Here is a 4817-nt window from a genome sequence, read left to right as displayed (position 1 = left end):
GGTGCGGGTGGTTCGGCCCTGCGGGGCGAAGTCCCCTACCCGCCCTTCCACCGTTCCCCGGGCGCTGCCCGGACCCCTTCTGGGGCTCCGCCCCAGACCCTGGTCCTCAAGCGCCGGACGGCTGGATTCAAGCGCCGGACGGCTGGGTTTTGTCAGGCCGGGTGGCCGAGGGCCGGGTCGTGGTCGGGGGTGGGCTGGGACGGGACGCGGGGGCGGGGGGAGGGCTCAGGGGTCTGTTGGGCGGGGAGGCGTACCGGGTCCGCTGCTTCGGGGTCCGGGCATTCCATCGTGCGGGGGAGTTTCAGGGCCATCGCGGCGCCCGCCAGGAGCAGGGCTGCGCTGACGACCAGGGTGACGTGCAGGCCGTGTACGAAGGAGTGGCGGGCGGCCGCGAACAGGGACTCGCCCGCCGGGCCGCCGAGCCGGGCCGCGATCTGGTAGGCCTCGCCGAGGGAGTGGGAGGCGCCGGTGGAGTCGGCCTCGGACACTCCGGGGACCGCCGCCAGGCCGGGGGCGTAGGCCGCGTTCATCACGCTGCCCAGCAGGGCGATGCCCATGCCCGCGCCGAGCTGGTAGGAGGTCTCCCCTATCGAGGCGGCGCCGCCGGCCGTCGCGGCCGGAGCCTCGCTCAGCATGGACTCGTAGGCGGCGAAGAGGGTGGTCTGGAGGCCGAAGCCGAGCAGGACGAAGCCGACGGTGAGCAGGACCGGCCGGTCGTGCTGGCCCATGAAGGTGAGGAGCAGGACCGCGCCGGCGGTCAGTACGAAGCCCAGCGAGACCATCCTGCGCGGTCCGGTCCGGGACAGCGTGTACGAGCCGGTCGCGCCCGCCGCCATCGCGGCGAAGGTGAGCGGCAGCAGGCGCAGCCCGGTCTCCAGAGGGCTCAGGTGCAGCACGAGCTGGAGGTACTGGACGGCGATCAGTTCCAGGCCGACCAGCGCCAGCATGGCCAGCACGATGCAGCCCACGGAGGTGGTGAAGGCGGGCCGGGAGAACATCCGCATGTCGATCAGCGGGTGCGCGCGGCGCTTCTGGCGCCGGACGAAGAGGACGAGCAGCCCGGCCCCGATCAGGAGCGGGACCAGTGCCTGCGGGTCGACGAGCTGGCGCTCCGCGCCGAGCCGCTTGACCCCGAGGACCGTGCCGAGCACGCCGCCGGCGGCCATGAGCGCGCCGAGCACGTCCCAGGGCCCGTCGGCGGTCCCCTTGGACTCCGGCAGCAGCCACCGGCCCAGCGGCAGGATCATGATCATGAGCGGGATGTTGATGAGGAAGACCGAGCCCCACCAGAAGTGCTGGACCAGGAAGCCGCCGAGCACGGGGCCGCTGGCGGCGCCGACGGCGGCCACGGCCGTCCAGATGCCGATGGCCAGGGCCCGCTCGCGCCGGTCGGGGAAGACCTGGCGCAGGATCGACAGGGTGGCCGGCATGATCATCGCGCCGCCGACGCCCAGCAGGGCGCGGGCGGCGATCAGGACCTGGGCGTTGTCGGCGAGGGCGGCCAGGGCCGAGGCCGCGCCGAAGAGCCCGTAGCCGAGGAGCAGGACGCGGCGGCGGCCCACGCGGTCACCGAGGGTGCCGAAGAGGATGAGGAGGGCGGCGCAGACCAGCGGGTAGGCGTCGACGATCCAGAGGAGTTCCATCGGGCCGGGACGGAGGTCCTCGGTGACGGAGGGGACGGCGACGTGCAGGATCGTCGCGTCGAGCGCCACGAGCACCAGGCTCACGCACAGGACCGCCAGGACGGCCCAGCGGTTGGCCCCGCCGGAGGCCGCGCCGAGTCGCCTCAGTCGCTGCCAGGAGGAAGGGTTCCTGTCGCCGGTCGCGTTCGTCCCCGACATGCATGTACCTCCCAGGTGATCCCTCGCACTCGGCGGACCAGCGTCTTTTCGGGGCCACGGGTGGGGAGGGTGGCGTCCTGCGGGGTCCGGCGTCGACACGCGAGTGAAGAGTCAGCGTACGCGAGTTCGGCTGTCCGACACGTGGTCAAGCTCTCATCCCGCCGCCGGCTGCGCTGTGGTGTGCGCCACTCGTTACACCTCGGCCCTTCCTGCCCGGGCGCGACCACCCCGGACCTCGATAATCATGCCCGTGAAGGATCTTGGATTTCGCCGGGCCGCGCCCGCTCTCGCCGTGTTCGTGGCGGTGCGGCTGCTGGGGCTGACGGTGCTCGCGGTGTGGGGGGCGGTGGCCGGCAGCAGCCCGCACACCCTGCTCTCGGCCCGCTGGGACTCCCTTTGGTACGCCCGCATCGCCGCCGAGGGGTACGGGTACGAGGTGGCGCTCCCGAACGGCGACGTCCACTCCAACCTGGCCTTCTTCCCGCTGCTGCCCTGGCTGGAGCGGCTGGTCTCGGCCGTCACCGGGCTCGGATACGGGTCCGCGGGGCTGGTGGTGTCGGCGCTCGCCGGGCTCGCCGCGGCCTGGGGGATCTTCGCGGTCGCCGAGCTGGTCCACGGCCGCCGGGCCGGGGTGTTCGCCGTCGCGGTCTGGGCCGCGCTGCCCGTCGGGATCGTGCAGTCGATGGCGTACAGCGAATCGCTGTTCACCGCGCTGGCCGCCTGGGGCCTCTACGGGGTGCTGCGCGGGCACTGGCTCACCGCAGGCCTGCTCGCGGCCGGGGCGGGGCTGACCCGCCCGGTCGGCGCCGCCGTGGTCGCGGCGGTGTGGGTGGCGGCCGCCCTGGCCCTGCGCGGCGGGGAGCGCTCGTGGCGGCCGGTGGCGGGGTCGCTGCTGGCCCCGCTCGGCGCGGCGGCGTACGTGCTGTGGGTGGGCGCGCGCACCGGAGGCGGTCTGACCGGCTACCTCGACGTGCAGGGCGGCTGGGGCAACGGCTTCGACGGCGGCTGGGCGTTCGCCCGGTTCATCGGGGCGCGGCTGGCCTCCCCGGCCTTCGCCGCCGGGATCGGGCTGATCGCCGGGGTCGCGCTGGTGCTGTGGCTGTACGTGCTCTGCGTGCGGCGGCGCCAGCCGGTACCGCTGCTGGTGTACGCCGGGATCGTGGTGGCGCTGGCCCTGTGCGCCTCCGGGTACTTCGGCTCCAAGCCCCGGCTGCTGCTGCCCGCCTTCCCGCTGGTGTTCCCGCCGGCGGTGGCGCTGGCCCGGTGGCGGACGGGCCGGGCGGCCGCGGTGCTGGGCGCGTCGGCCGCGGCGTCGGCCGTGTACGGGGCCTTCTGGCTGAACGGTTCGGGTCCGCCGTAGGCCGCGGCGGGAGGGCCCGGACGCCCAAGATCACGGAATGGATCGTTCCGCTCCATCTTTGGGCAAAACAATTGACCTGGAGTTATAAAGACGGTCTAAGTGTGCGAGGAAATGTCCGCAGGAAGGGACCTTCCCTGCTCCAACCAAAGGCCGAATACCGGGAATTAAGTCCCGCGTGAGACCAACTCCACATCACATGGTCATCACAAAGCCCGCGATTCGACCGGGCCGCCCATCCGCGCGCGGTAACGTCGATTGAGTGCGTACCGACCAAATCCTGCCCAGACTGGAGCGGGTGTTCGCCCGGCTGGACCGGGAACCAGAGCGACCGGCTCATCTGCAAACACCGCGGATGAGCCGGCACCGCGTCGTGCTCCTCGGAGCGACCCTCGGCATCTACCTGGCGATCGTCGTCGCGGTCCTGGCCACTTCCTGGCTCGTCCGCCTCGACTGGCAGATCATGTTCTTCCGGCCGTACGAGCAGTGGCCGCAGCTGCACGCCTTCCTCGACTACCTCGTCGTCCTCGGCCAGCGCGGCCCGACGGCGGTCATGGTCGCGGCCTGGCTCGGCTGGCGGTCCTGGCGGCAGCACACCCTCCGCCCGCTGATCACCCTCGGCGTGGCGCTGCTGCTGCTCAACATCACCGTGGGCGCCGTCAAGCTCGGCCTGGGCCGGCTCGGTCCGCACTACGCCACCGAGATCGGCTCCGCCGAGCTCTTCGCGGGCGGCGATATATTTCCTTCCGGCCACACCGCCAACGCCGTCGTGACCTGGGGAATCCTGGCCTACCTGGCCTCCACCGTCGTCACCCGCCGGGTGCTCTCCCTGGTCTCCGCCGTGGTCTCCCTGAGCGTCGGCGCCACCACCGTCTACCTCGGTACCCACTGGGTCAGCGACGTCCTGCTCGGCTGGCTCGCCGGTCTGCTCGTACTGCTGGCACTGCCGTGGTTCGAGCCGCTCATCGCCCTGGCCGAGGCCTACGTCTTCGACCTGCGGGCGCGGCTGCGCAGCCTCGTGGAGGCCGGGCAGGTGCCCGAGGGCCTCACCGGGGTGCTGGTCCCGCTGCTCTCGGCCGGCGGCAAGTGGCAGCTGGAACGGGCCGCCGCGGAGCCTTCGGAACGGCAGCCGGCGCAGCCCGTACCGTCCGCGCAGCCCGTGGCCGTCCTGCGGCAGCCCGAGGCGGCGGAGCCCGCGCAGGTTCCGGCCCAGGCTTCGGCTTCCGCCGCCCCCGTGCCGGTCGCCGCCTCGGCTTCCGCCTCTGTCTCGGCCCCTGCCCCTGCCACCGCCTCCGCTTCCGCGCCGGGCGCGGGGCACCAGCCGGCCGCCCGGCCCGCCGTACACCTCTCCGGCCGGCCGCACGTGATCCGCTCCGAGCGGACCCCGGGGGTCCCGGCCGGCAGCCGCCGCCCGGCCCACGGAGAGCGCGCCCCGGTGCGCGGCGCGGCACCCCGCCCGGCCACCGGCGGCTGAGCCGGACGGTACGCACCCCCTCCGCTCGCGCACCCACGGCGGGGCCCCGGGGGCGCCCCGGGGGCCCCCGGGGGCCCCCGCCGGGGGGGCCGGAGTGGAGGTCAGAGCGTGGCGGCCGCGCTCTTGATCGCCGCCGCGAAGGTGG

At 73.8% G+C, this 4817-nt stretch carries 3 protein-coding genes; 2 read left to right on the top strand and 1 reads right to left on the bottom strand.

The window, feature by feature from the left end; genetic code table 11:
- Positions 1-152: 152 nt before the first annotated feature.
- A complete protein-coding gene (locus tag ACFWNV_RS39280; RefSeq protein WP_383957034.1) occupies positions 153-1841 on the bottom strand; it encodes an MFS transporter in 1689 nt (562 codons plus the stop codon).
- Between the two features lie 244 nt (positions 1842-2085).
- Between ACFWNV_RS39280 and ACFWNV_RS39275 the strand changes: the two genes are divergently transcribed.
- Positions 2086-3201 carry a hypothetical protein gene (locus tag ACFWNV_RS39275; RefSeq protein WP_383957031.1) on the top strand — a complete coding sequence of 372 codons (1116 nt, stop codon included), beginning with the start codon at positions 2086-2088 and terminating at the stop codon, positions 3199-3201.
- Positions 3202-3460: 259 nt separating this feature from the next.
- Positions 3461-4672, top strand: a complete 1212-nt coding sequence (locus ACFWNV_RS39270; protein WP_383957028.1) for a phosphatase PAP2 family protein — start codon at positions 3461-3463, stop codon at positions 4670-4672.
- Positions 4673-4817 lie beyond the last annotated feature (145 nt).

The organism is Streptomyces sp. NPDC058401, assembly GCF_042722885.1.
Lineage (GTDB): Bacteria > Actinomycetota > Actinomycetes > Streptomycetales > Streptomycetaceae > Streptomyces.
This window is presented reverse-complemented; position numbering and strand designations above follow the sequence as displayed.

What these genes read in the sequence shown, in the direction of transcription:
- ACFWNV_RS39275 (WP_383957031.1), top strand. Translation starts at nt 2,086, where the DNA reads ATGCCCGTGAAGGATCTTGGATTTCGCCGGGCCGCGCCCGCTCTCGCC.
- ACFWNV_RS39280 (WP_383957034.1), bottom strand. Translation starts at nt 1,841, where the DNA reads ATGTCGGGGACGAACGCGACCGGCGACAGGAACCCTTCCTCCTGGCAG.